Genomic DNA, 20118 nt, shown 5'->3' on the forward strand with positions numbered 1-20118 from the left:
GGTCAACCAGCCACGACGTACGAGGAGTCAGTCATGACCAGCACCAACGCCACGGCCTGCCCGCACTGCGGCTGGCCGGACGGGGGCGAGCCGTTCCAGGTGCTGTCGCGGCACACCACCGCGACGGGCCGCACGGAGTGGACGCGCTGCGGGTGCGGCTCGCTGCAGGTCCGGGTCGTCGACGGCTTCGGGACGCGCGTCGTCTCCCGCAGCGGGCCGGCCTCCGGGGCCGCTGCGGCGCGGTCGGGCAGCGCGAGCCGCTGAGCGCTCAGGCCCTGTGCCCCGCCAGCCGCTCACCCAGCGGGCTGCGCCGGTAGAGCACCCGGCGGCCGTCGCGGGCCCGGGTGACCAGGCCCGTCGCGTGCAGGACACGCAGATGCTGGGACACGGCGCCCGGGGTCACTCCCAGGCGCCGGGCCAGTTCCACCGTCGGGAGCGGCTCGGCCAGCAGCCGCAGCAGCGTGGTGCGGGGCGCGCCGAGCAGGGCCGTGAGGGCCGGGGCGTCCGGTTCGGGTTCCGGCTCCCACAGGGTCGCGGCACCCCGGCTCGGGTAGGCGAGCATCGGCGGTTCCACGGCGCTGACCGGGGGCGCCGGCTGATGCGCGAACAGCGAGGGCACCAGGCGCAGGCCCCGCCCCGAGCCGTCCACGTGGTGGCGTCCGCGCATCCGGTCGACGCGCAGGACACCGTCGTCCCAGCGCAGGTTGCGGTGCAGATCGGCGAAGAGCAGCCGGGCGCCGCCGGTGGCCAGCTGCCGTGCCCGGTGGGTGATGTCGGACTCCAGGACGAGCCGCATCCGGGGCCAGGACGGCAGCAGCGCCGACTCCCAGTAGCGGCGCAGGAGGTCGCACAACTCCTCCAGCAGCTCCGCGACCGGCGCGTCACCGGGCGCGGTGACCGCCCGCAGCACGTCGGGCAGGGGCCGGGGCGCATGAGCGGCGAGCAGGTCGCGGCGTACGGCCTCCGGTGGTGTGGCGCGTACGACGGTGAGCTGCTCGTCGAGGGTGGGCGCGAAGGACGTCGGCCTCGGGGTCAGGAAGTCGGGCAGGGCCAGGGTGTCCCCCACCAGGGCGGCCAGCAGCCGGGCGTCGGCCGCGTCGAGCCCCTGGAGCACGGAGGCGCGCCACCGCACGTGCAGCGGATAGAGGGCGGGGGCGCGCAGGGCACGCAGGCTGCCCATCACCTCGCGCAGGGGCGAGATCGCGAAGCGGGTGTCGGCGAGGTCCTCGACGCCGAGCCGGAAGCTGATCATTGAGGCCCCCGCTAAATCCTTTGGCAACCACCCTGCCGTGGCGTGGACTTCGGCCCATGACGGATCACGACCACCGGCAGCGTACAGCGCACCAGGGCGCGAGCCCCCGGCTGATCCTGGTGCTGGCACTGGTCTGCGGCGCGGCCGTGGGCAACGTCTACTTCCCGCAGGCCGTCAGCCCGTTGGTGGCGTCCGGTCTGCGTGTCTCGCCCGACGCGGCCGCCGCCGTCGTCACCGCGACCCAGTTCGGCTACGCGGCCGGGATCTGGCTGCTCCTCCCGCTCGGCGACCGCTTCCCGTACCGCCCGCTGCTGGTCACTCTCCTCACGGTCACCGGGCTGGGGCTGCTCGCCGCGAGCGCCGCGCCGGGGCTGGGGCCGCTGGTGGGGGCCAGTGCCCTGGTGGGTGTGACGACGGTGGTGGCGCCGCTGGCCGGGCCGCTCGCCGCCCAGCTCGTGCCGAAGGAGCGGCTCGGTGTCACCGGCGGCACGCTGCTGAGCGGTTCCCTCGCGGGCATGCTGCTGTCGCGCACCGTCGGCGGTGCCCTCGGCGACTGGCTGGGCTGGCGGGCGCCGTACGTCCTGGCCGCCGTGCTGTCCCTGGCGGTGGCGGCCCTGGCGGCCCGCCTCCTGCCGCGGACGGTCCCGCCCTCCGCCCAGCGCTACCCGGCGCTCCTGGCCGAGCCGCTGCGACTGCTGCGCACGGAAGCCCTGCTGCGCCGCTCCTGCCTCTACCAGGCCCTGGTGTTCGCCGGCTTCTCCGCCGTATGGACGGGGGTGGCCCCGCTGCTCACGGGTCCGGTGTACGGCAGGGGCGCGGGGGCGGTGGGGCTGCTCGCCCTGGTCAACGCGGTGACCATGGTGTGCACGCCGGTCGCGGGCCGCCAGGTCGACCGGCACGGACCGGACGCGGTCAACCGGGTGTGCTTCCTGCTGGTGGGGGTCTCGGCCACGGTGCTGGCGCTGGGCGGTCTCGGTGGGGCGGTGGGCGTGACAGCCCTGGTCGTGGGCACGCTGCTGCTCGACGTCGGCATGCAGTCCGGGATGGTGGCCAACCAGGTGCGGATCCAGACACTGCGGGCCGAGGTGCGCAGCCGGCTCACCACCGCGTACATGACCTGCGCGTATCTTGGTGGCGCCGTCGGCTCGTGGCTGGGCATGCGTGCGTACGGCCGCTTCGGGTGGCCGGGGGTGTGCGTGCTGGTCGCCGCGCTCACCGCGGTCGCCCTCACCCGTCACCTGTGTGCCACCGGACGCCGGAGCGCCACCCGCCGTACGGCGGGCAGGTTCCGCCGCTCGGCGGCGCCCGCGACCGGGAGGGCGGGGACGACCATGGCAGCCCGAGCCGCCGTGACCTCGCGTGAGGAGACGCCATGACCCATGTTCCGCCGCCGTTCGACCCGGAACTCGCCGGAGCCCTGGAGCTGATCAAGGACATGATCAGCCCGGGTCTCACGCTGGACCAGATCCCCGAGGTGCGCCAGGGCCCGGGCATCGAGCTGCTCGCCGAGCTGGACCTGACGATGGGCGGGACGTTCGAGGTGGAGGACCGGCAGGTGCCCGGTCCGCAGGGCGAGCCCGACATCTCGCTGCTGATCTGCCGGCCGGCCGCTCCGGCGACCGCCGGGGCGCGGCCCGTCATCTACCACGTGCACGGCGGCGGCATGGTCATCGGGAACAACCGGGTCGGGGTCGACGTCCCGCTGGCGTGGGCGCAGGCGCTGGACGCGGTCGTGGTGTCCGTGGAGTACCGGCTGGCGCCGGAGCATCCGCATCCGGCGCCGGTCGAGGACGTGTACGCCGGGCTGCTGTGGACGGCCGACCACGCCGCCGAGCTCGGCGCCGACCCCGAGCGGATCGTCATCGCGGGCGCGAGTGCGGGCGGCGGGCTGTGCGCGGCGCTGGCCCTGCTCAGCCGGGACCGCAAGGGGCCGCAGCCCATCGGCCAGGTCCTGATGTGCCCGATGCTCGACGACCGCAACGACACGCCCTCGACGTACCAGATGGCGGGCCTCGGGGTGTGGGACCGCACCGCCAACGAGACCGGCTGGACGGCGCTGCTGGGTTCGCGGCGGGGCGGGCCCGAGGTACCGGCGTACGCGGCGCCGGCCCGTGCGGAGGATCTGACCGGGTTGCCCCCGGCCTTCCTCGACGTGGGCTCGGCGGAGACCTTCCGCGACGAGGTCGTCGCCTATGCCTCGCGCATCTGGCAGGCCGGTGGCGTGGCCGAGCTGCACGTATGGCCGGGCGGCTTCCATGGCTTCGACGGTTTCGCACCCCAGGCGGCGCTGTCCCAGTCGGCCAGGGCGGCGCATGTGAACTGGCTGCGGCGGCTTCTGAACGGGTGAGGGCAGGGCTTCTCGCGTGACCGGGCAGCCGCATGGCGCACCATAGGCCTATGAAAGAGCTGGCCGGACGCCTGACCGCGCTCGACCCGGATGCCGGTGCGGCGGTCCGGGTCATCGCCTACTTCGACCGCCTGGCCGAGTCCAGGGCCGGTGTCGAGGCACTCGTACGCGGCGCCGCCGTCCTCTCCGGCTGCCCGGCCCGCCTGGTGGATCCCGAGCGCCGCGTCCACGTCCGTGTCCAGCCCGACGGCACACGCCAGGACACCGACACCCCAGCGAACCCCACCTGGCCCTCCGCCCGACTGACCCCGAACGGACCGGCGATCCTGTGGCTGGAACGGGGCGGGGCGGAAGGGGACGAGGGTGCCGGGGGCGGGCCCGGCGTGTTCGTCGAGGAGCAGGCCGGGACCACTCCCGGCGTGGCCGTCGCAGAGCGCGCCGGGGCGACGCCCAGCCGAGTCGTCGCGGAGCAGGTCGGGGCCGTACCCGGGGTGATCGTCGCGGAAGCCGCCGGAGTGACACCCGGCAAGGACGAGGCGCAACAGACCGAGGCCGCACCCGGCGCGCCCGCCGCCGAACACCCGGGGGCGACACCCACCCAGACCGCCGCCCGACAGGCCCGGTCCCAACCCGACACCATCGACACGGACCAGGCCGGGAACACCCCCAGCGCGCCCGCCGCCGAACACACCGCGGCCACACCCGGCAAGGGCGTCGCAGAGCGCGCCGGAGCCCAGCCCGGCGTGGTCGTGGCGGGAGCCGCCGTGCCCGGGACCAGTGTTGTCGACGCGGTGATACTCGAGCGCGCCTCCGTTGCCCTGCGGCTCGTACTCGACCGTACTCGGGGTCGGGCCCCGGCCGATGACCCGGCGTTGGTCGAGACCCTTCTCGATGCCACGGCCCCGGAGCAGGCGCGCCTGTACAGCGCCCGGCGGCTCGGCCTGGACCCCACGGCACCGGCGCGGGTCCTCGCCCCGCTGAACGGCCGGCCTCGGGTCGTACCCGCCGGGACGGGGAGCGCGGGCGTCGCCAAGTCCCGCCCGGATCCCCCGGACGCCCGCCTCGGGATCGGGCCCGCCGTGCCCGTGCTCGAACTGCCCCGGTCATGGGCGGCGGCCCGTACCGCCCTGCGGTTCACCGCCGAGGGCACCCCGCAGGACCCCGGACCGCGGGTCGTGCACGCCGATGAGCTGGGCGGGATCGCCCTGCTCGCCGACCTCGTCGTACCGGGCGCCGAGCCGCCGCCCGACGTCCGTGCCCTGGAGGCGGCCGCTGCGACCACACCCTGGTTGCCGGCCACCCTGCACGCGGTCGCGTCCACGGCGAGCCTGCGGGCGGCCGCCGCCGAGATCAACGTCCACCACTCCACGCTCCAGGACCGGCTGACACACGCGGAACACCTGCTCGGCTGGCCGCTGCGCACCCCGCAGGGCCGCCTCCGGCTCCAGCTGGCCCTGGCCATGCGCCACCTGGCCCGCCCATAGCCGACCGGCCGCGCGGGCACCACCCCGTCGTGATACGACCCGTCGTGATCCAGATCGCGCCCATGGCCCGTGCCACGGCCGGTCGCCCGGGAGAGACTGTCCGGGCGCCGTCCGTACGAGGTTCAGGAGCATGAGGCATGAGCGTGCAGCGCTATCCCCTGTCCGGGGTCACGGTGGTCAGTGTGGAGCAGGCCGTGGCCGCGCCCTACGCCACCCGGCAGCTCGCCGACCTCGGCGCCCGTGTGATCAAGGTGGAGCGGCCGGGCGGCGGCGACTTCGCCCGCCGTTATGACACGACCGTGCACGGCCTCTCCAGCTATTTCGTGTGGCTCAACCGCTCCAAGGAGTCCCTCACCCTGGACCTCAAGGACCCACGCGGCCGCGAGATCCTGCACGACCTCCTCGACGGCGCCGACGTGTTCGTGCAGAACCTCGCGCCGGGCGCCGCCGCCCGGCTCGGCCTGGACCCGGCCACCGTCACCGGCCACCGCCCCGGCCTCATCCCCTGCACGATCTCCGGCTACGGCACGACCGGCCCCTGGGCCGACCGCAAGGCCTACGACCTGCTCGTGCAGTGCCAGACCGGGCTGGTGTCCCTGACGGGAACCCCCGAGGGGACCGCCCGGACCGGGATCTCCGTGGCCGACATCGCCGCCGGCATGTACGCCTACAGCGGCGTCCTCACCGCCCTGTACACCCGCGCCACCACCGGCGAGGCCCATCCGGTGGAGGTCTCCCTGTTCGAGGCGCTCGCGGAGTGGATGGGCCAGCCCGCCTACTACACCCGGCACGGCGGCACCCAGCCCCCGCGCCTGGGCACCCGGCACGCCACCATCGCGCCGTACGGGACGTACCCGGCCGCCGACGGCAAGGAGGTGCTGTTCTCCATCCAGAACGAGCGGGAGTGGGCGGCCCTGTGCGGGGAGTTCCTCGGCCGGCCGGAGCTGATCGACGATCCCCGCTTCGCCACCGCCTCCGACCGCGTCGCCCACCGTGAGGAGCTCGACGCCGTCGTCGCAGGCCGCTTCGCCCGCTCCGGCTCCGACGAGATCCTCAAGGACCTGGAGCGCATCGGCATCGCCTGCGCCGGGGTCAACGACGTCGCCGCGTTCCTGGACCACCCGGTGCTGGCCGGCCGCGGCCGCTGGACCGAGGTCGCGGTGCCGGGCGCCACCGTCGAGGCCCTGCTCCCGCCCGCCGACCTCACGGGCCTGCCCGCGCGCATGGACCCCGTACCGGCGGCCGGCGAGCACACCGAGGCGATCCTCACCGAGCTGGGCCGCACCGGCGACGAGGTGGCGGCACTGCGCGCGGACGGCGTCGTCTGACGGCGGGCCGCCCCGGCCCTCGGCGGAGCCCTAGTGGGACCCGGCAGCCCGCCGCGCCTCCTCCGCAGCCGCCTCGGCCTCCTGCTTCTTCGAGGCCCGCAGGCTGGTGATCGTCGTGACGGTGAGGACCAGCACGATGAAGCCCAGCGAGAAGGGGATGCTGATCTCGGGCACATGGACGCCCGACTCGTGCAGGGCGTGCAGCACCAGCTTCACTCCGATGAAGCCGAGGATGATCGACAGCCCGTACGAGAGGTGCACCAGCTTCTTCAGCAGGCCGCCGATGAGGAAGTACAGCTGGCGCAGGCCCATCAGGGCGAAGGCGTTCGCGGTGAACACGATGTACGGGTCCTGGGTGAGGCCGTAGATCGCGGGGATGGAGTCGAGGGCGAACAGCACGTCGGTGGAGCCGATCGCGAGCATCACGACCAGCATCGGGGTCATGATCCGCTTGCCGTTCTCGGTGATGAACAGCTTCGTGCCGTGGTAGCGGTCGGCCACCCCGAAGCGCTGCTCCGCCATCTTCAGCAGCTTGTTCTCCTGGTACTCCTCCTCGTGCTGGTCCTTGCGCGCGTCCTGGACCAGCTTCCAGGCGGTCCAGATCAGGAAGGCGCCGAAGATGTAGAACACCCAGGAGAAGGCGGAGATGATCGCCGCGCCGGCCGCGATGAAGACGGCCCGCAGCACCAGGGCCATCAGCACACCGACCATCAGCACCCGCTGCTGGTACTGCGAGGGCACCGCGAACTTCCCCATGATCAGGACGAACACGAAGAGGTTGTCCACGCTGAGTGACTTCTCGGTGATGTACCCGGCGAAGAACTCACCGGTGGGCCCGCTCCCACCGAAGTACCAGAGCCCCAGCCCGAACAGCACGGCCAGGACGATCCACACCACCGTCCACGTCCCGGCTTCCTTGATCGACACGTCGTGGGGCTTGCGGCCGACGAAGAAGTCGACGGCGACGAGCACGCACAGGGCCGCCACGGTCAGCAGCCATACGGATAGCGAGACGTTCACTGTTGCTCCTGGTGCAGGTGTGGGGATGGGACATCGTTGTCCGCAGTGGCCGATTTCCGCCACACCCGCCAGGTGAACAATTGGTCAAAGCTGCACGTGGAGCGCTTCCAGGACATCCTGGTCCGTCAGCTGGTCGAAGTTCTCGTACCAGAGGCCCACGGCCATGAACGCGGCCGGCTGGTGGAGGCAGATCACCTCGTCGGCCTCGGCCCGCATCAGCTCGGCCGCCTCCGGCGAGCACACCGGCGCGGCCAGCACCAGCCGTGCGGGCTCCTGACGGCGTACGGAGCGCAGGGCGGCGCGGGCCGTGGAACCGGTCGCCAGGCCGTCGTCGACGACGATCACCGTCCGTCCGCGCAGGTCGGGAGCGGGGCGGCCCTGCCGGTACAGCCGCTCGCGGCGGCGCAGTTCCTGGCGCTCCCGCTCGATGACGGGCGCGAGGGCGGCCACGCCGAGGCCCAGGTGGCGCAGGGCGTCCTCGTCGAGGAGCGGCACCTCGTCCCCGGCCATCGCGCCGACTCCGTACTCCTCTTGGAAGGGCGCCCCGATCTTCCGTACGACGAGCACGTCGAGCGGGGCGTCCAGCGCCGCCGCGACCTCGCTCGCCACCGCGACCCCGCCGCGGGGCAGGGCGAGGACGAGCGGACGGGGCAGAGCCCCCTCGTGCTGCCGGGCGCGCAGCTTCTCGGCCAGTTCGCGGCCTGCCTGCCGGCGATCGCGGAACCGCATGACGGTCACCTCTGCTTCCCGCACGGAGAGGGCCCTCGGCCGGCCCGGCCTCCGCGTACCCCCTGCCCGGTGGACAACGCACCGGCGGCCGGGTCCGGCCGGTGTCAGCCCGCCGTGGTGGTCAGCCGTTCGTCACACCACTGCCGGGCCGCCTCGGTGACGCGGTCCAGCGTGCCCGGTTCCTCGAACAGATGGGTGGCGCCGGGCACCACATGGAGGGTGTGCGGGGACTGCAGCCGCCGGGCCGCTTCCTCGTTGAGCCGCAGCACGTGCTGGTCCCGGCCGCCCACGATGAGCAGCACCGGGGCCCGGACGGCGGCCAGTGCGTCGCCCGCCAGGTCGGGCCTGCCGCCGCGCGAGACGACCGCCGTCACCCGGCCGGGCCGTTCGGCGGCGGCGACCAGGGCGGCGCCCGCGCCGGTGCTGGCCCCGAACAGGACGACGGGCAGGCTCCGGGTGCCGTACCACTGCTCCAGCCAGTCGATGGCGCCGACCAGCCGGCGTCCCAGCAGGGAGATGTCGAAGCGGAGTTCGGCGGTGCGCAGGTCCTGCCGTTCCTCCTCCTCGGTGAGCAGGTCGATCAGCAGGGTGCCGAGTCCGGCGGTGCGCAGGCCGGCGGCGACCTCGCGGTTGCGGGGGCTGTGCCGGGAGCTGCCGCTTCCGTGCGCGAACAGCACGACCGCGCGGGCGTCCGGCGGCAGGTTCAGATCACCGGTGAGCGCGGCGCCGCCGGCGGGCACGGTGACCGTCTGGGTGATCATCGGAGGTCTCCTCTTCCCCGGTTCCCTGGTGGTCCTGCCGTCCGCCTACCCACCCCGCGGCAGGCGTCCCGCCTGCGGCATGGCGCGATCTGTGGGATGCGTGTCGTTGACGCCATGACCCGGGCGGGCGGAGCGTGGAAGCGTGACTCCGCGAGTGACTCCACGCCGTATCGTCTTCGTCGTCTTCGACGGCTTCCAGCCGCTCGATCTCACCGGCCCGCACGAGGTGTTCCACAGCGCGGGTGACTACGCCTGCGAGATCGTGGCGTCCCGGCCGGGGCCGGTCAGGTCGGGCAGCGGGCTGCTCGTGCACGCCGCGCACGGTGTGGCGGACCTCGACCCGGCCGGGACGGACACCCTGGTGGTGGTCGGCGGCCAGGGGGTCGACCGGGCCAGGGAGGACGCGGCGCTGGTCTCCTGGATCGAGGCCGCCGCGGCCGGTGCCCGGCGCGTCGCCTCGGTGTGCAGCGGGGTGTTCCTGCTGGCGGCCGCGGGGCTGCTGGACGGGCGGCGGGTCACCACGCACTGGGCCCGGGAGGAGCAGCTGGCCCGGGAGCATCCCGAGGCGCGCGTGGACTGCGACCCGATCTTCGTCCGGGACCGGCGGGTGTGGACCTCGGCCGGGGTGACCTCGGGTATGGATCTGGCGCTCGCCCTGGTGGAGGAGGACCTGGGCCGGGACGTCGCGCACGCGGTGGCCCGCCGGCTGGTGCTGTTCCTGCGCCGCCCGGGCGGCCAGTCGCAGTTCAGCGTGGCGCTCTGGTCGCGGCAGCCTGCGACGGACCCGGTGCGGGCCGCCGTCGGCGCGATCCACGCCGATCCGGGGGCCCGGCACGACATCGCCGCCCTCGCCGCGCATGCCGGGCTGAGCCCGCGTCACCTCCAGCGCCGCTTCACCTCCGAGCTGGGCGTGCCGCCCGCCACGTATGTCGAGGGGGTGCGCGTCGAGGCCGCCCAGCGCGCGCTCACCGAGGGCGACGAACCGGTCGAGGCCATCGCCCGCCGCTGCGGCTTCGCCACGGCGGAGACCCTGCGCCGCACGTTCCACCGCCGGCTCGGCGTCGCGCCGTCGGACTACCGCGCACGGTTCCGCTCCACCACGGGGCCCGCCGCGGCCCACCACGTCCCAGAGGAAGGGGAAACCGTATGACTGCTTACGGACTGCTGGTCTTCGAGGAAGCCGAGGAACTCGACTTCGTGGGGCCCTGGGAGGTCTTCAACGTCTCCGCCCGACTGCGCGACGGCGCCGACACGGCCGTGCTGATCGCCGAGCATCCCGGCCCGGTGCGCTGCAACAAGGGCCTGCGCGTGCTGCCCGACCACACCCTGGACGACCATCCGCCCCTGGACGTGCTGCATGTGCCGGGCGGGCGGGGCGCGCGTGAGGTCCAGCTGCACAACCAGGTGGTGATCGACTGGATCGGGAGGACGGCGGAGCGGGCCGCCTGGGTGCACGGCGTGTGCACCGGCACCTTCCTGCTGCACGCGGCCGGTCCCGCCCGCGGACGCCGGGTGGCCACCCACTGGAGCCAGGAGGACACCCTCGAGGCTCGGGGCCAGGTGACGGTCGTCCGGGACGTCCGCTATGTCGTGGACGGCAACCTGGTCACCAGCCAGGGCGTCTCGGCCGGCATCGACAGCGCGCTGTGGCTCGTGGGCCGGCTGCACGGCCGGGACCACGCGCGGGCCGTGCGCCGCTACATCCAGTACGACCCGGCTCCGCCGTACCTCGCGGACGAGCCTCTCTGACGGCTGCGGCGGCTTGCGCCGCATGGGTGCGCCGGTGTCGGGCAAGCGCAGTTCATGGGCGGTGACACGAGCGACGGCGGGCAGGGACGGCAGCCGGGCGAGTGCGGGCACCGGGCGGTGCCGCACCCGGGTGACGTCCGGATCGAGGCGTGGGCGGCGTGCCGGGAGCACTGTCTGGCGGAGGCCGTGCTGGCGTTGGTGGAGTGCTTCGCGGACGTCTCCGGGGTGCGGGCCACCGCCGTGGACCGGGTGCGGCTGGCCGAGGCCAGCGACGACGATCTGCTGGCCACGCTGCTGGACGAGGTCATCTTCCGGTGGGAGGAGTACGGCCAGGTGCCCGTGGACGTGGAGGCGGACGAGGCCGACGGCGGCCTGGACGTGCGGCTGGCGGTCATCGGGCTCGCGGACGTGGAGATCACCGGGTCGGTCCCGACGGCGGTGGCGTGGGAGGAGCTGCGGATCGGGCCGGATCCGTACGGGTGGTCGTGTGCGGTGAGGGTCGACGCCTGAGAGGCCCGAGCGGTCGTCCTACCGTGGAGGTGTGGGCGGCGGCATCGTGACGCTGTTCCTGTGCGGTGACGTGATGCTCGGGCGCGGCGTGGACCAGATCCTGGCGCATCCCTGCGATCCGGCACTGCGGGAGGCGTACGTCGACGACGCGCGGTCCTACGTCCGGCTGACGGAGTCGGCGCACGGCCCGGTGCCCGCGCCCGTCCCGCCCTCCTGGCCGTGGGGCGAGGCGCTGCGCGTGCTGGACGAGTCCGCGCCGGACGCCCGGATCGTGAACCTGGAGACGTCGGTGACGAGCGGCGACACGTTCGCGCCGGACAAGGAGATCCACTACCGGATGCACCCGGCCAACCTGCCCGCCCTGGCCGTGGCCCGGCCCGACGTGACCGTCCTGGCCAACAACCACGTCCTGGACTTCGGCCGCCCGGGCCTGCTGGAGACGCTGGACGCGTCGGCCCGGGCGGGTCTGCGGACGGCGGGTGCGGGGCGTGCCGCGCACGAGGCGTACGCACCCGCCGTGGTTCCCCTCCCGGGTGGCCGTCGGCTGCGGGTGTTCGCCCTCGGGGCGCGGTCCAGCGGGATCCCGTCCGGCTGGGCGGCGACGGCGGAGGTGCCGGGGGTGGCGTACGTGCCCGCGCTCTCGCCCACCGCGGCCGACGCCGTGGTGCGGCACGTCCGGCGGGCCGGACAGGCCGGTGATCTCACCGTGGTGTCCGTGCACTGGGGTTCGAACTGGGGCTTCCACGTGCCCCGGGAGCAGGTCCGTTTCGCGCGCGCCCTGGTGGACGGCGGTGTCGACGTCGTGCACGGGCACTCCTCGCACCACCCGCGCCCGCTGGAGGTGTACCGGGACCGGCTGATCCTCTACGGCTGCGGCGACTTCGTCGACGACTACGAGGGCATCTCCGGCTACGAGGAGTACCGCGACGACCTGCGGCTCGCGTTCCTCGTCTCGGTCGAGGCGGACAGCGGACGGCTGGCCGGGCTGCGCATGGTGCCGCTGCGGGCGCGGCGGATGCGGCTGGAGCACGCGTCCCGGGCGGACCGTGCCTGGCTGCGGACGACGCTCGACCGGATGAGCCGCGGGGTGCGCGTGACGCTGGAGCCCGACGGATCGCTGGCGCTGGCGAGCGGATGATCCGGTGGCCGCTCAGCCGGCCGGACGATCGGCCCCGCACCGCATGTCCGGGTCCCGCGGGGGTACCCCGGGCCATATGACCGGCATCGAACTCAGCAGTAACGCGTTCAACGACCATTCCTTCATCGCGCGCCGGTACTCGTACGAGGGACCGAACGTATCCCCGCCCCTGGCCTGGAGCGGCGTACCGGACGACGCGGCCGAGCTGCTCCTGCTCTGCGAGGATCCCGACGCCCCCTCGGGCACCTTCGCGCACTGGGTCGTGGTCGGCATCGACCCGCACAGCGACGGCGTCGAGGCCGGGCACTGCCCGCCGGGCGGTACGGAGCTCGTCAACAGCTACGGGCAGGAGGGCTGGGGCGGCCCGCATCCCCCGCCGGGTGACGACGCCCATCACTACTTCTTCCGGCTGTACGCCCTGTCCGAACCGTGCGTCCTGCCCGACGCGCCCGGCGCGGACCGGGTGCACCAGGAGGTCGAGCGGCACCGGCTCGCGGACGGGACGCTGGTGGGGCTGTACCAGCGCTGACCCGCTGAGGCACAACGGTTGGTTGTGGCTCGGGTGACGGACGGTTGTTTGCTCGCCCGGCCCGGTCCTCGCTTGGATGGCTCCCGGTCAACACCGGGTTGTCCGCGGGAACGGGGAGTGTGCGCCGGGTATGGCGGACAGGCGGTCGCTGGGGAGGCGGTTCGGGTGGCTGTGGGGTGCCTACGCGGTCAGCACGGCCGGCACATGGCTCGCGTTCGACTCGTTCGCCCTGATCGCGGTTCTCGTGCTGCACGCCGGGCCGGCGCAGGTGGCGCTGCTGGCCGCGGCGGGACCGGCGGTCGGCGCGGTGGTGTCGGTGCCGCTCGGGCCGTGGGTGGAGGTCCGCCGCAAACGGCCGGTGATGATCGCGACGGACCTGGTCCGGTGCGTGGTCCTGCTGAGCGTCCCCGTGGCGTTCGCGCTGGGCCGGCTGAGCTTCGGTCAGTTGCTGCTGGTGTCGGTGGCCGTCGCGGCGGCCGACATCACCTTCAACGCGGCGGCCGGGGCGTTTCTGAAGGACTTGGTGCCCCGGCGGGACCTGCTCGTCGCGAACGGCCGGTTCGAGGCGACTAACTGGACCGCGAGCATGGTCGGGCCGCCGCTGGGCGGGGCCGCGATCGGACTGTTCGGCCCGGTGACGAGCGTGGTCGCGAACGCGGTGAGCTACCTGCTCTCGGCGCTCGGAATCGGGGCGATCGGCGCCGGCGAGAAACCCCCTGCCCGGTCACTGTCCGCCGAGACCCGGCCCCGGGCGGGCGACCTGCTGGACGGCTGGCGGTACATCCTGGCCGATCCGGTCCTGCGCCCGCTGTTCTTCAACACGATCCTCTTCAACGCCCTGGTCATGGCGGCCTCGCCACCGCTCCTGGTCCTGATGGTCGATCACCTGCGCTTCGCCCCCTGGCAGTACGCCCTCGCCTTCGCGGTGCCCTGCACCGGCGGCCTGCTCGGCTCCCGGCTGGCGCCAAGGCTCGTCGAACGGTTCGGCCGGCACCGGGTCCTGCGCACGGCCGGGGTGCTGCGGGCGGGCTGGTCGCTCGGACTGGCCTTCGTCGGCCCCGGCGCGGCCGGGCTGGCGCTGGTCATGGTGGTCGAGTTCGGGCTGATCACCTGCTGCGCCGTGTTCAACCCGGTGTTCGCCACATACCGCCTCGACCGCACCCCCGCGGGCCGGGTCACCCGCACCCTGTCCGCATGGTCGGCCACCGGCAAGGCCACCCTCGCGGCCGTGACCGCACTCTGGGGCCTGGTGGCATCCCTGACCGGCCCCCGCCCGGCCCTGGCCCTCGCCGGAGCCCTCCTCCTCACCACCCCGCTCTTGCTTCCCCGCCGCGACCACGCAGCGGACATCGACCCCGGGCCGGTTCCTCTGGCAGTTGAGCCGGACCGCAGCTGAACGGCCCGCTCAACTCCGGTCGCCGGTGTCCCGAGCCGGTGTGAAGGTGGCGAACAGACACGCCTCCCCGGGTTCCGGTGGCCGGGTCCAGGACCGGGTGGTGAAGGTGTGCAGCAGGCCCCGGGTGAGTGCGAAGCGCGGGAGCCGTGTGCCGAACTCGACCGCGACGGCCGACAGAGCCAGGCGCTGGGCCTCCTCCCAGGGTCGGACCTCGCCGGTGGTCGCGTCCGTGCCCGGGCCGAAGAACCGGTCGGGGTCCAGAGCGGCCGGTACCGCTCCGCTCCGGTGGATCGTGGTGCCCTGGACGGTGAAGGCGTACTTCTCCTCACCGTCCTCGCCCAGGGACAGGTGGAACAGTCCGCGGGGCTCGCTCCAGACGACCACCGCGCGGGTGCCGCGGGACGCCGCGCCCGCCGGTGAGCGGAACGTCTGCTCATGGAAGTGACCCGGCTCCGCGTCGAAGGCGAAGCTCCAGCCGGATCCGGCTCTCCCGACAGCGGCCAGGGCGCGGTCCTCCCACGGTGCGGCGGACCGGCCGTTCCCGTGTCGGCCCAGCCGCGCCCGCCACAGCTTCATCGGCTGGTTCAGGGCAGCCGTGTCATCGGCGAGCCTGCTGGGCAATTCGGCCGGTTCCAGACCCTCCACGAGCACGAACCGGTACCCGCGTCCGGTCAGGCTCGGCTCCGCCTCCGTCAGCCATGCCAGGCCCGGCGGATCGGCGTCGAATGCCGGCGACGGCGTCGTACCCGTCTCCCCTCCCCTGGGCGTGGCCAACAGCTCCCGTCCTCGGTCGGCAGTGAGCAGCGGACCCAGGAGCGGATCGGCGAGCAGGCCGACCGGTGCGAGATGATCCGGTCCGAGTGGCCGCCAGTTGGGGAGCGCGGCCCGCAGAGTGTGCCACGCGGTATCCGTCTCGCCCCACCGTGCCTGCTCGCGTGCCTCGTCCACGGCTCGGCCGAAGGGCCCTTCGGCGGTGTAGCGGAAGGTGCCCTGCCGCACCCGCTGGAGGATCTCGTCAGCGGTTCCGCGCACGGCCTCGGAAACCGTGCGTAGGTGGAACTCCCACCCCGCGTCGTCGCGCACATGCTGGTCCGCGAGCACGGGCAGTACCTCCGGTGCGTACAGCGGATCGGCCTTGAGCCGGCCGAAGTCGACGAGGTAGGGGTCCCCCAGCGGTTGACGTATCTGGTCGCGCAGCGGCTTGGCGCGCGGTCTGCCGTACTCCTCCGCCTCCGCAAGCGCTGCGCTCGCCTGCTCGTGGTGCCCGCGCAGCGCGTCCAGCCGGGCGTTGTCCACCGCCCTGTCCAGATCCCGTGTCGTGCCGTTGACGAACTCCTCACCCAGGCGGTTCGCCCTCAGCATGTGGAACTGGCGGTGCATCGCCTCCATGAAAGCCCGGAAGGACCTATGACGTTGGGGATACTCGCCGCTCCAGGTGGCGTATTCGTACACAGCCCATTCGCCGTCGTCGCCCACGTCCCCCGGGTCCATCAGGACGTACGTGGCATCGGACTCCACGTCGAGTTGCAGGGCACGCTCCCACATCCCTGCGAGCAGCACCTCCTCCGGCGTGGAGTCCTCGTCCAGCTCCTCCTTGAACCACTCGGCGAAACCGGACACGTCCGCGTGCCGGCGGATGTCCTCGGTGCCGGCGAGCCGCCAGACGAACCCGCCCGCGTGCCGCCACCCGTCGGTCACCTGGAGGAACGCCCGGTAGGACGGCGGCAGTCGAAGGCCCAGCCGCTCCTCCAGGGACGCGATCCGCGCACTCGGCGCCGGAGCGAACCCCAGCCATCCGGCCCGCCGGGCTTCCTCGTCCGGCTCGCCTCGCGAGTCGTCCGGGCGCAACGCGTCCGCCCACTCCTCGCTCCACCGGACGAGGAAGGGCCGCCAGTCGAACATCGCATCCGTCATGACCGCGATGCTGTCAGCCGCCACTGACAACCCCCTCGCCCAAGGGCAGGCTCAGACCGCCCCGGGCACGTCCTCCGTGACGCCGTTCAACGGGGAGGCCGGGTCGGTGCCGTAGGGGCGGGTGATGATTTCCAGGCCGTGGCCCGCGGGGTCGAGGAAGTAGACGCCTCGGCCGCCGTCGTGGCGGTTGATGCGGCGGGGCTGGTTGCCGTGCGGGTCGGCCTGGATGGGGATCCGGGCCTCGATGAGACGGGTGAGGGCCTCGTCGAACTCTTCCTCGGAGACGAGGAACGCGTAGTGCTGCATGGGAATGTCGGCGTCGATGGTGAGAAAGTCCAGCGTGACGCCGTTGGCGGTCGTCACCGGCAGGAACACTCCGGCCGGTGCCCCGACCTCGAGTCCCAGGATCTCCGCGAGAAAACGAGCGGACTTCTCCCGGTCACGGGACAGGACGATGGTGTGATTGAACTCGACTGACACTGGTCAATGCCTCCACGGGCATCTCCGCGGCGCCTCCATGCCTCACCCGGCCGGTGACCGGCACGCGATGCCGCGGCGTGGATCGTAGACAGAGGGAGTGAGGCGCGTCGAGCGGTTTTCGGCCGCATCCGGCAGGGTGGCCGAACGCCCCCCGATTCCGCGAAGTCCCTGCCGTCCCGGGCAACCCTGACAATTGTCAGGGACCATGTCGCCCCGGGTCTCCCTACATTACTGAGCGTCGGCCACGAGCCGCACCGCTGCACATCAGTTCAGGGGGAACTCGACATGTCCACTCGCATCTTCGCCAGGGCCGCGCTCGTCGGCGCCGGGGCGCTCGCGCTGCTCGGCCCGCTCACCGCGGGAACCGCCGCGGCGTCGGCCGCCGGCCAGGAGGGCGTTGTCCGCGTCAAGGCGGCGCCCTACGCGGTCGTGCCGTACGAGAACATCAACGTCCGCTACGGGCCGGGCACTTCCTACGGAAAGATCACCACCAGCCCTGCGGGGCAGCCCCTCGGCGCCTACTGCTGGACCCGTGGCGAGCGCATCACCGACAACGGCTACAGCAACGACGTCTGGGTGAAGCTCCTCGAGGGCTACGTCAGCGCCGTGTACCTCAAGGGCAACGAGTACGGCGACCTGCCGGCCTCGGCGCGCTGCTGACCCACATCATGACCACTCCCGACCACACCATCGTCCTACGGGGGACAGACACATGAAGCGACTGATCAGCCGTACCGCCATGGGCCTCGCCGCGGCCGCGCTCACCGTCGGCGCGCTCGCCAGTACCGCCCAGGCGGCCCCGGCCGCCGCCGCGAACAACGGCGACCCGACCCTCACCGACGTCTACATCTGGGCCACCGACGTCAACCTGCGCCAGCAGCCGACCACCGAATCCCCGCGTCTCGCGGTCCGTTCGAAGTGGTGGGCGGACGCCGTGTGCCAGACGCAGGGCCAGACGGTGCACGACCCGGCCGTGGGCACCAACAACTGGTGGACCGCCGTCATGGAGTTCTCGGGCAGTGACATCGCCTGGGTGAACAACCTGTACATCCGGGGCGGCGAGAAGATCGCCGGAGTCCCGGACTGCTGACGCGCCATCGCTCCACACGCCTGCGGCGGGCCACCGGGAGACCGGTGACCCGCCGCAGGCTCCTGCCGGTCAGCAGTAGCCCATCGGGCCCATGTCCGTGTAGTAGACGTAGTCGACCTTGACCCAGCCGGTGACATTGCCCCGGTGGGCCGTCAGGTAGATCCAGTGGCCGTCGCCGTTCCAGCAGTGCGCGGTGAACGTCTCGCGGAAGTACCCCTGGCCGTGGATCGTGCCGTCCACGGGCCTGCTGCGGATGTTGACGCCGTCACCGAGGAAGTAGCCGCCCCGGGACTGCACCCGCTGCGTGGAGGTGTCCGAAGCGGGCGCCTGCTCCTGGGCGTTGGCGGTGACGGGCGACAGCATCAGGGCCGCGCCCGCCAGGGCGAGACACGCGGCGCGCCGGATGTGTCTGCGCATGACTGACTCCTTCTTGTCGTCCTGTGTGGTGTGGGTGCGGCTCAGAATCAGCCGGTTCAGAACCAGCCGGCTCAGAACCAGCCGGTCGAGGTCAGGTCGTGGCCGTCGCAGGAGAGCAGCGCGCGCGAGACGCGGCCGTTGAGGTTGTTGCCCATCTGCGTGTAGGCGTAGTTGATGCCGGAGTCGACGGTCTCGGAGACCCATCCGTCGACCCGTCCCGCGCCGCTGTTGGAGCGCTGCAGCACGGCCGCGCAGCCGGGCCGGGAACTCTCGATCCGGGCGAAGGAACCGCACTTGTCGGAATAGAAGTACTTCAGGGCCATGCCTTCGGCGTACTTGGTGGCCCCGATCTGCCGGAACGAGCCCGAGCAGAAGGAGGTGGTGGGGTACTGCCCCTCCATCCCGTAGGCCCCGTAGTTGCCGCCCGAGTACGGCGCGGCCTGGGCGGAGGTGGGGAGGAGCGCCATCACCGCGGCGGCGCCCCCGGCGGCCAGCAGTGTCCTGAGCGATCGGCGGCTCATGAGCCCTCTTTCGTTGTGGTTCGGGTGGTCTGGTCGTGACCGTAAGGGCCGTCACCACATCTACGACACCTGACACTTATCAGGGTCGAACCCCCAGGTCGTCTCGTTGCGGGGGCTCCCTGACATACGTCAGGACCGCCCGCACCTCGCCTCCTCCTAATGTGGCGGCGCGGGGGCAGGTCCCCGCCGACACTCGGGCGACCATGAAGGGCAACCATGCGCACACTCCTGCGCGGCGCCGCCGCGCTCGCGACCGTCGTCACGATCGTGTCGCTCCCGGGCGGCGCGACGGCGGTTCCCCGGCCGGCCACGGCCGTCGAGGCCGGCCGCGGGGCCGCGGCCGTCCAGATCCCGGACGGCGTCACCGCCGGGGTCGCGGTCTTCGACCGCCGCACCGGCACCTTCACCGAGCAGGTCAACGAGAGCGCCCGGTTCCGGTCCGCGTCGGTCGTCAAACTGCTGCTGGCCCTGGACTTCCTGTGGGACCGAGGGCCCGACTACACCATCCCCGAGGCCGACCGGGCCCGGCTGGAGCCGATGCTGCGCAGCAGTTGGGACGATGCCGCGGACCACTACTGGTCGAACTACGGCGGCTCGGCGATCATCGACCGGATGTCCGCCCGGCTCGGCCTGCGCGACACCGCGCCACCGCCCGCCGAGTACGAGGGCTACTGGGGCTACACCGCCCTGTCGGCCCGCGACACCGTGACGATCTACCGCTACCTCCTGGACAAGGCGCCCGCGCCCGTCCGTGACTTCGTCATGGACAATCTGCGCCGCTCCACGCGCTGCGCCTCGGACCGTTTCGACCAGCACTTCGGGGTCGCCGGGTCGTTCGAGCGGCCCTGGGCGGTGAAGCAGGGCTGGTCCGGGGCCTACGCGAAGGGGACGTGCGGTCCGTCGGGTACGACCGCCTCGGCGGCGGCCCCGGCTCCCGCCGCGAAGGCCGCCGCGGCCGTGGACCTCACGCGTCCCGCGCTGCACACCACCGGCACGGTGGGCGCGGACGACCGGGCGATCGTGGCCGTGCTGACGCTGCATCCGGTCGGGACGTCGTACGGGAAGGCCTACACCGACCTCGGCCGGCTGACCCGCTCGCTGAACGTGCCGGGCGGGGTGCGGCCCTCCGGGACGTGGTTCGGCACCTGGGGCGAGTTCGTGAACGTCCGCAAGGGTCCGGCCACGGGCGATGCCCGGGTCACCCAGCTCCCGGCCGGGGTCGAGGTGCTGGTGGGCTGTCAGGTCCGGGGCCAGGTGGTCAGCGTGCCGCCCTACACCAACGAGTGGTGGGCCTACTTGCCCCAGTACGGGGGCTACATCTCCAACATCTACGTCAGCTCGCCGGACAACCGGCTGCCGAACGTCCCGGAGTGCGGCTCGGCGCGGCCGTGACGGGAACGGGGGACGAGCGGGGGGCGGGGCCCTGACGGGTCCGGCCCACCGCTCGCGTATG

The 20118-nt window shown here is 73.0% G+C and carries 21 protein-coding genes and 1 pseudogene; 14 read left to right on the top strand and 8 right to left on the bottom strand.

Features of this window, described 5'->3' with window-relative positions; translation table 11 throughout:
* The first annotated feature begins 33 nt into the window (after nucleotides 1–33).
* Nucleotides 34–264, top strand: coding sequence for a hypothetical protein (locus ACFT32_RS04685; protein WP_382485817.1), 231 nt, complete (start codon nucleotides 34–36; stop codon nucleotides 262–264).
* Between the two features lie 4 nt (nucleotides 265–268).
* Here ACFT32_RS04685 and ACFT32_RS04690 read toward each other — a convergent pair whose 3' ends face one another.
* Nucleotides 269–1252, bottom strand: coding sequence for an ArsR/SmtB family transcription factor (locus tag ACFT32_RS04690; protein ID WP_382485818.1), 984 nt, complete (start codon nucleotides 1250–1252; stop codon nucleotides 269–271).
* A 56-nt stretch (nucleotides 1253–1308) separates the two neighbouring features.
* On the opposite strand from ACFT32_RS04690, the gene ACFT32_RS04695 reads away from it, so the two are divergent.
* The 4 genes and pseudogenes from ACFT32_RS04695 (at nucleotide 1309) to ACFT32_RS04710 (ending at nucleotide 6411) form a co-directional block, all read left to right on the top strand.
* Nucleotides 1309–2628 (top strand): MFS transporter, encoded by a 1320-nt coding sequence (locus ACFT32_RS04695; RefSeq protein WP_382485820.1) that lies wholly within the window; start codon nucleotides 1309–1311, stop codon nucleotides 2626–2628.
* Nucleotides 2625–3599 (top strand): alpha/beta hydrolase, encoded by a 975-nt coding sequence (locus tag ACFT32_RS04700; protein ID WP_382485822.1) that lies wholly within the window; start codon nucleotides 2625–2627, stop codon nucleotides 3597–3599. Before ACFT32_RS04695 ends, ACFT32_RS04700 begins: the two co-directional genes overlap by 4 nt.
* 605 nt (nucleotides 3600–4204) lie before the next feature.
* A pseudogene (locus ACFT32_RS04705) lies at nucleotides 4205–5083 on the top strand (helix-turn-helix domain-containing protein); the annotation flags it as partial.
* A 137-nt stretch (nucleotides 5084–5220) separates the two neighbouring features.
* Nucleotides 5221–6411, top strand: a complete 1191-nt coding sequence (locus ACFT32_RS04710) for a CaiB/BaiF CoA transferase family protein (protein WP_382485824.1) — start codon at nucleotides 5221–5223, stop codon at nucleotides 6409–6411.
* Between the two features lie 30 nt (nucleotides 6412–6441).
* Here ACFT32_RS04710 and ACFT32_RS04715 read toward each other — a convergent pair whose 3' ends face one another.
* The 3 genes from ACFT32_RS04715 to ACFT32_RS04725 form a co-directional block, all read right to left on the bottom strand.
* The gene (locus tag ACFT32_RS04715) at nucleotides 6442–7431 is read right to left on the bottom strand and encodes a TerC family protein (protein ID WP_382485826.1); all 990 of its coding nucleotides are present in this window, start codon (nucleotides 7429–7431) and stop codon (nucleotides 6442–6444) included.
* A gap of 84 nt (nucleotides 7432–7515) precedes the next feature.
* Nucleotides 7516–8160: a phosphoribosyltransferase gene (locus ACFT32_RS04720; RefSeq protein ID WP_382485828.1), complete on the bottom strand. Its 645-nt coding sequence runs from the start codon at nucleotides 8158–8160 to the stop codon at nucleotides 7516–7518.
* Between the two features lie 104 nt (nucleotides 8161–8264).
* A complete protein-coding gene (locus ACFT32_RS04725; protein WP_382485830.1) occupies nucleotides 8265–8921 on the bottom strand; it encodes a dienelactone hydrolase family protein in 657 nt (218 codons plus the stop codon).
* 154 nt (nucleotides 8922–9075) lie between these two features.
* Between ACFT32_RS04725 and ACFT32_RS04730 the strand changes: the two genes are divergently transcribed.
* The 6 genes from ACFT32_RS04730 to ACFT32_RS04755 all read left to right on the top strand — a co-directional run bounded on the left by ACFT32_RS04730 (nucleotide 9076) and on the right by ACFT32_RS04755 (nucleotide 14243).
* Nucleotides 9076–10071 carry a GlxA family transcriptional regulator gene (locus ACFT32_RS04730; protein ID WP_382487035.1) on the top strand — a complete coding sequence of 332 codons (996 nt, stop codon included), beginning with the start codon at nucleotides 9076–9078 and terminating at the stop codon, nucleotides 10069–10071.
* Nucleotides 10068–10670, top strand: a complete 603-nt coding sequence (locus tag ACFT32_RS04735) for a DJ-1/PfpI family protein (protein ID WP_382485832.1) — start codon at nucleotides 10068–10070, stop codon at nucleotides 10668–10670. Before ACFT32_RS04730 ends, ACFT32_RS04735 begins: the two co-directional genes overlap by 4 nt.
* A 54-nt stretch (nucleotides 10671–10724) precedes the next feature.
* Nucleotides 10725–11180 (top strand): archease, encoded by a 456-nt coding sequence (locus ACFT32_RS04740; protein ID WP_382485834.1) that lies wholly within the window; start codon nucleotides 10725–10727, stop codon nucleotides 11178–11180.
* Nucleotides 11181–11211: 31 nt separating this feature from the next.
* The gene (locus ACFT32_RS04745) at nucleotides 11212–12318 is read left to right on the top strand and encodes a CapA family protein (RefSeq protein ID WP_382485836.1); all 1107 of its coding nucleotides are present in this window, start codon (nucleotides 11212–11214) and stop codon (nucleotides 12316–12318) included.
* Between the two features lie 76 nt (nucleotides 12319–12394).
* Nucleotides 12395–12847 (top strand): YbhB/YbcL family Raf kinase inhibitor-like protein, encoded by a 453-nt coding sequence (locus ACFT32_RS04750; RefSeq protein WP_382485838.1) that lies wholly within the window; start codon nucleotides 12395–12397, stop codon nucleotides 12845–12847.
* 130 nt (nucleotides 12848–12977) lie between these two features.
* Entirely contained in the window at nucleotides 12978–14243 is a 1266-nt protein-coding gene (locus ACFT32_RS04755; protein WP_382485840.1) for an MFS transporter, read from the top strand.
* A 9-nt stretch (nucleotides 14244–14252) separates the two neighbouring features.
* Here ACFT32_RS04755 and ACFT32_RS04760 read toward each other — a convergent pair whose 3' ends face one another.
* Nucleotides 14253–16157, bottom strand: coding sequence for an SMI1/KNR4 family protein (locus ACFT32_RS04760; RefSeq protein WP_382485842.1), 1905 nt, complete (start codon nucleotides 16155–16157; stop codon nucleotides 14253–14255).
* Between the two features lie 51 nt (nucleotides 16158–16208).
* Nucleotides 16209–16637 (bottom strand): VOC family protein, encoded by a 429-nt coding sequence (locus ACFT32_RS04765; RefSeq protein ID WP_382485844.1) that lies wholly within the window; start codon nucleotides 16635–16637, stop codon nucleotides 16209–16211.
* 285 nt (nucleotides 16638–16922) lie between these two features.
* Between ACFT32_RS04765 and ACFT32_RS04770 the strand changes: the two genes are divergently transcribed.
* On the top strand, nucleotides 16923–17297 hold the full coding sequence (locus ACFT32_RS04770; RefSeq protein WP_382485846.1) for an SH3 domain-containing protein: 375 nt from the start codon (nucleotides 16923–16925) through the stop codon (nucleotides 17295–17297).
* Between the two features lie 52 nt (nucleotides 17298–17349).
* Entirely contained in the window at nucleotides 17350–17727 is a 378-nt protein-coding gene (locus ACFT32_RS04775) for a peptidase M23 (RefSeq protein ID WP_382485848.1), read from the top strand.
* A gap of 69 nt (nucleotides 17728–17796) precedes the next feature.
* On the opposite strand, the gene ACFT32_RS04780 is transcribed toward ACFT32_RS04775, so the two are convergent.
* Both ACFT32_RS04780 and ACFT32_RS04785 read right to left on the bottom strand, forming a co-directional pair.
* On the bottom strand, nucleotides 17797–18144 hold the full coding sequence (locus ACFT32_RS04780) for a hypothetical protein (protein ID WP_382485850.1): 348 nt from the start codon (nucleotides 18142–18144) through the stop codon (nucleotides 17797–17799).
* Nucleotides 18145–18215: 71 nt separating this feature from the next.
* A complete protein-coding gene (locus ACFT32_RS04785; RefSeq protein WP_382485852.1) occupies nucleotides 18216–18665 on the bottom strand; it encodes a hypothetical protein in 450 nt (149 codons plus the stop codon).
* Nucleotides 18666–18881: 216 nt separating this feature from the next.
* Here ACFT32_RS04785 and ACFT32_RS04790 point away from each other — a divergent pair, with 216 nt between their 5' ends.
* Nucleotides 18882–20057, top strand: a complete 1176-nt coding sequence (locus ACFT32_RS04790) for a hypothetical protein (protein WP_382485853.1) — start codon at nucleotides 18882–18884, stop codon at nucleotides 20055–20057.
* Nucleotides 20058–20118: the final 61 nt, after the last annotated feature.

The sequence above is a fragment of the Streptomyces sp. NPDC057002 genome, assembly GCF_042673825.1.
GTDB lineage: Bacteria > Actinomycetota > Actinomycetes > Streptomycetales > Streptomycetaceae > Streptomyces.